The sequence below is a fragment of the Deltaproteobacteria bacterium genome (genome assembly GCA_003696105.1).
GTDB lineage: Bacteria > Myxococcota_A > Polyangia > Haliangiales > J016 > J016.
This window is the reverse complement of record RFGE01000272.1, coordinates 1-5,011: the sequence shown is the minus strand read 5'-3', so window position 1 is coordinate 5,011 and position 5,011 is coordinate 1. Positions and strand designations below refer to the sequence as shown.

Genomic DNA, 5,011 nt, shown 5'->3' with positions numbered 1-5,011 from the left:
CGTACGAGCGATGGAAGCGCGGCGTGCGCGAGGTCGTGTTCCCGGCCGGCTCGTATGCGATGCGCGTGTATCAAGGCGTCGTCGTCGCCGACACGGCTTGACGCCCGGCCCCGGGCCCGCGACGACCGCGGCAAGTGACTCCACTTGCCGCCCCAACCTGCGTCCGCCGCCAGCCGAGTGTGGGCGCGGTCACCGGGTTGTCGTCCGCTGATCTGCCGCGGTGGTGGCTCGTCATCCTCCTGCGAGCCGATTGCGCCCGCGCCGGCCGCTTCTGCGACGCGATTCGCCGGCCGCGGCTCCAATCAACCCGGGTGCGGGCTCTTCGAGGCGTGGGCGGCGCAGGTCACGTGTAGCCGCCCGCGGAGAACGCCGCGAGCAGGCTGCCGGCGAGCAGTTGACGAACGGGCCGGCTCATGCAGTCGGCTGTCCGACGCCGGCGGCCCGCAGCGTGGCCTCGTCGACACCGCGACCAGCGCAGCAGTCGGCGAGCTTGCCGTCGATGACGACCGCCGGCACCGTGCGGATGCCGAGGTCGCGCGCGCGCGCCGCAACCGCGTCGTCGTGCATGTCGAGCACCTCGACGGAGCACGACTCACAAATCATGTCGTTGACCAGCTCGATCGTGTCGGCGCAGGCCGGGCAGCCGGCGCTGAAGATCTCGATGTGGCGTTGACTCATGGCTTCTCTCCTTGGGTGGCCGACCCGTAGCAGGGGGCCGGGGCTTGGGGTGTTGCCGTGTCACAGCACGGCCTGACCGGAGCGGCCGGCTCACAGGCCGCGCACTCTGGCGATGCGGCCCGCTTGCGAGGCCACGAATTCCAGAATGAGGCGCCCATCAGCAGACCGACGCCGGCGAACATCGCGGGGTCGCTCTCGAAGGAGAACTTGCCGATGAGCAACAGCGCCGAGGCGACCAGCCCCAGCGCGAACGGGCCGTATCCTCGCCTTCGCGACGCGCGGAACCCGAGAAAGAACAGCGCGACGGCGAGGAACATGCCGGTCGACGCGAAGAGGTACCGGCTGTCGATGAGGAACGACACGCCCAGGGTGCTGAGCACACCTGCATACGCAGGCCAGCACGCGGGGCACGCGACCTTGGGAAGCAGCGCGACCGCAAAGGCCGGCGCCGCGGCAACGAGGCGTTTCCACGAAAAGCCGGTCCCACTCGGAGGCGGCGTGGAAGCGATCCCGGAGCGCAGCCTGGCAGCGATCGCAGTCGGCGTCGGCGCGGGGGCAAAGCCCCCTTCCTCGACGGGGTAGAGCCTGCAAGACGCGCCGGTTCCGGCCGGAACCCCGGCCACGTCGAGGCCGTCGACGAGGATGCTGGGTGAGCCGAACGCACGGGCGTGCTCGGGGCAGTCGTCATCGTCGAGGCACCATTCGCGCCACCGCGCCGGGACCCCCGTCAGGGAGAACGCCTGCATGAGGCTCCGCCGGGCCGCCGTGACGTTCGGGCAGTCGCGCTGCCATATGAGCTCAACCTGCATCGCGGAGCCTCCCTTCGAGCGCTCCCAGGATCGGGCAGTCGTCCAAGGCGCCGTCGCCCGGACACGCGTCGGCGAGCGTCAGCAACGCCCGCTCGATCCGCTGCAGGTCCTCGATCTTGCGCCGGACGTCGCCGAGCTTCTCTTCCGCCCTCGCCCGAACGGTCCCGCAGGTGGCGGGGCCGGTCCGTAGCTCGAGCAGCTCGCGCGTCTCCTTCAGGGTGAAGCCCAGTTCCTTCGCGCGCGCGATGAACTGCAGGCGCGCGACGGTGCTCTCCGGGTAGCGGCGGTAGCCGCTGGACGGGTCTCGCGCCGGCTTCGGCAGAAGCTTCTCGCGCTCGTAGAACCGGATCGTCTCCACGCCGACGCCTGCCCGCCGGGCGACCTTTCCGATGGTCAGTGTGTTCGTCGAGGTGCTCACGTCGTCTCCGGGAAGTCGGATGCCATCGACAACGACAGTGTGGACCCTGTACGACACTACGGAGTCAAGAGTTCATCTTGACTGGGCGCAGGGGCGTGGGGCCGATCTCCGCGCGGCTTCGGCGTCCCCCTCGGGCGGCGGGGGGACGGCTTCGCAAGGCCCGGCGGGCCGAAGACAACCTACGCCGCGCGTCGGGGCCTCCCCAACCCGGGTGCGGACTTTGGGCGGGCTACCCAGCGTCTCCCGATGGGGTTGCGGGAAAGTAGAACCGCGCCGTGTAGCTTGCGCGCCCGACGAAGGCGGGCAGGAAGTGGCGCGTTCCGTTCGCCTCGACGACATCGTCTCCGCCCAGGTGGCGCTCGAGGCAGCGGGCGGTCGCGCTCGAAAGCGGAACGCCTTCCTCGACCTCCACGAACTGCGGGTTGCCGACACGGAGCCGGCGAGCGATCGAGCGTACGGAGACCGCGAACCGCACGGCGACGAGGCCGACCGGCGCGGAGCTGTCAAAGCAAGAACGGATGGCGGCATCGACGCGACGACGGCGCGCCTCGAGGATCTCGAGCACGCTTTGATGAACGGCGTCCGCGGCGTCTGGATCCGCGTCCACGGCTTCGGCCCACTCGGGGAATACCCGTAGACCGAGCGCGGTTGGGCCGGTAGCGGGTAGCGTTGGAACGCGAGCGCGCAGCGCTGTGGCTTCGCTGGCAGCGCCGCCGACGGGCAGAGCGCGTCGCGCCGCCGGGATGTCGTCGGCAGCGCCGAAAGACGCGCCGGATGCACCATCGCGCGGCACGGATCGCCCCGCCCAAAACGCGAGAACGCAAACGACGGCGAGGCTGGCGATCGCGCGCGCAGTCATGTCGTCAATCGGTGGACACCGGCGACAGCCCGTGGGTGGCGATGTGTTCGCGCACGACTCGAAGACCGTCGGGAAACCGCCGGGCGAACTCCCGCGCGTACCAGGCGCGGAGCTTCCCGAGATCTCGGTGTTCGGAGCCGAGCAGCACGAATGCACCCACGATCGCGGATTTTGTGCTCTCGGCCGGCTGACTCCACGGCTGCACGATGTCGCCGAGCGGCAGCAGTTGCTGGAACGTGTACGCCTCGTCGCGCTCGGCCGCCGGAACCGCAAACTGGAATCGACATGAGTTGTGACGGCAGGACACCTCGAGGTCCGTTGCGTCGGGGAGCAACTCGCGGAGCAGTTCGGTCACAGCGTCGCGATAAAACGACTCAGCTTCGTCGGCCCACGCGCCGTCGCGCGGTTCGGCGCTGTACACGTCGCGAATCTTGACGCCGAGGCGCACGAGCGAGATCGGATCGCTGGAATGCGATGCCGGTCGCGCCGGCACGTGTCGAAATGTCCGCGGCGGTTCGAGCAACGACGACTCCGCGACGGCGTGACGAGTGCTCGGGGCCATCCGGTGCACGGGGGCCCGCGTCGTCGCGACACGATTCGCGGGTGGCCGTGTTGCATATCCTGCGACGAAGCACGCGATGGCGGCGCCACCCCCCAGCACCAACATCCTAGTCTGTCTGCCGCGGATCATGGGCCCGGCCGGCGCTGCCAGAACACGCGCGCCTCAGAGATGATCGCCCGTTCGCCGGCTTCTTCGACGTGCGCCGCCTGGAGCATCACCTTGCAATCTGGGCACGAGTTCACGACGCGGCGCTCGATCGACGCTGTCACTTTTCGGTCGTCGACCGAGAGCGCCTCGGGATCCTGTTCGCTGCTCCAGCGAATCTTCCGGCCGTCTGCGCTGCCGATCCAAACGACTGCGTGCGTGACGGGAAGTTCAGCCCGGCCGCTCAGTACGTAGCTTTCCTCGCTCTGCTCCACGGCGAGAGCGAGGTGTAGCGGTCGGGGGTAGGGCAGGACGATCCTTTCGCGCTGGTTGCCGGCGATCGTAGCGGTGACCGAGATTGGAACTCCAGCGCCGACATTTGGCTCGAGAGCACACGGAGAGATCGCAGCAGCGTTTTCGGCGTCGAACACTCCACCGCCGGCAGTCGCACACACTGTCTCTGCGTCCGTGAGGCAAAACTCCGCATCGACGGCGGGTCGGCCGTCCGATCCGTAGGCTTCGCCGGTGACTGAGACGTCATCGGAAAAGAACTCGACATTGCTGCCGACCAGTCGGCCGATCTCGACCCGATGCGCGACCAGCCGAGTCAGGGTCAGGGGACAGACCCAGCGTCCATTCCGACTGAAACACGTCACGCTCGGCTCGCGATGAGGGTCGAGGCGAGCGTTGCCGTTGGCGTCCAAGTAGGCGCTTACGGCGTGCGCCGCGGCCGGCGTCCGAAACGAACCATCGCCGTTTGGCCTGATGGGTTCCTGTTGGTTTAGCGACGGCCACCGGTGTCCAACCGCGACCCGCACTTGCGAACTCTTGACTCCAGCGGGTAGCTGCACGTCGCCACCAAACGTTGCGTTGGTGCTGCAGGCGACGATGAGCGCGATCGGTAATGACATGCTCACGGCCCGGCGCGATATGAAGTCAGAGTGGCAGGCCGAGGATGTCCGTTGGCGAAACGTCGCCAGGAAGCGACACACAACCGCTCCTATATTTGCATCGGTTGTTTTCGATGTAGCACTCGCCGCCCTTGCCGGACTTGGTCTGATGACAAGTCGCGAGCACCGGACCGGGCCCCCAGCCGCCGATGTAATAGCATACCGCGCAATCGAAGTTGTCGGCGTCTGCCGTTCCGCCGTTGCTGAGCGCCTCAGCGGTCGTTGCTGCGGCCGTCACGCACATCGCGAGGAAGAGCCCTGTTACCACATTCCGCATTGAGCACTCCTTGTGAGGTCATGCAGCCGTGCCCGGGCAGGCGCGGCTAAGAGGGGGAAAAAGTGGTTCGGACTCTAGCCGATAGCCAGCGGGCTTGTCAACAGAGTCGCAACAAAAGGGTGCGGAGTAGGAGTCGAGGTCAGACGTCCGTGCCGGGGTATTCGGCGACTGGAAAGAGCGTCCAAGGGAAGCCGTCGAATACGATCGTGTCCCACCCCCACCCGGGTTGATTTTCGCGCGCAACCGCGAGCGGCCCGAGCCGATACGCGGTACGTGAGCGTGCCGCGACAGGTCCTGCCGGGCTCGACCTACCT

7 protein-coding genes are annotated in these 5,011 nt (G+C 67.9%); 2 read left to right on the top strand and 5 right to left on the bottom strand.

What is annotated here, in order from left to right; genetic code table 11:
- Window positions 1–101: transposase (locus tag D6689_17440; GenBank protein ID RMH39179.1), on the top strand; the 101-nt coding region annotated here is incomplete at its 5' end.
- A 310-nt stretch (window positions 102–411) separates the two neighbouring features.
- Here the strand turns inward: D6689_17440 and D6689_17435 are convergent.
- The 3 genes from D6689_17435 to D6689_17425 are packed head-to-tail and all read right to left on the bottom strand — an operon-like array spanning window position 412 to window position 1,905.
- Window positions 412–678, bottom strand: coding sequence for a hypothetical protein (locus D6689_17435; GenBank protein RMH39178.1), 267 nt, complete (start codon window positions 676–678; stop codon window positions 412–414).
- A complete protein-coding gene (locus tag D6689_17430) occupies window positions 675–1,487 on the bottom strand; it encodes a MerC domain-containing protein (GenBank protein ID RMH39177.1) in 813 nt (270 codons plus the stop codon). Before D6689_17430 ends, D6689_17435 begins: the two co-directional genes overlap by 4 nt.
- Entirely contained in the window at window positions 1,477–1,905 is a 429-nt protein-coding gene (locus D6689_17425; GenBank protein ID RMH39176.1) for a MerR family transcriptional regulator, read from the bottom strand. Before D6689_17425 ends, D6689_17430 begins: the two co-directional genes overlap by 11 nt.
- A 310-nt stretch (window positions 1,906–2,215) precedes the next feature.
- Here D6689_17425 and D6689_17420 point away from each other — a divergent pair, with 310 nt between their 5' ends.
- Window positions 2,216–2,542: a hypothetical protein gene (locus D6689_17420; protein ID RMH39175.1), complete on the top strand. Its 327-nt coding sequence runs from the start codon at window positions 2,216–2,218 to the stop codon at window positions 2,540–2,542.
- Window positions 2,543–2,768: 226 nt separating this feature from the next.
- Here the strand turns inward: D6689_17420 and D6689_17415 are convergent, their stop codons facing one another.
- Together D6689_17415 and D6689_17410 are read right to left on the bottom strand one after the other, a co-directional pair.
- Complete coding sequence (locus D6689_17415) at window positions 2,769–3,326, bottom strand: hypothetical protein (GenBank protein ID RMH39174.1); 558 nt, start codon at window positions 3,324–3,326, stop codon at window positions 2,769–2,771.
- 125 nt (window positions 3,327–3,451) lie between these two features.
- Window positions 3,452–3,745 (bottom strand): hypothetical protein, encoded by a 294-nt coding sequence (locus tag D6689_17410; GenBank protein ID RMH39173.1) that lies wholly within the window; start codon window positions 3,743–3,745, stop codon window positions 3,452–3,454.
- Window positions 3,746–5,011: the final 1,266 nt, after the last annotated feature.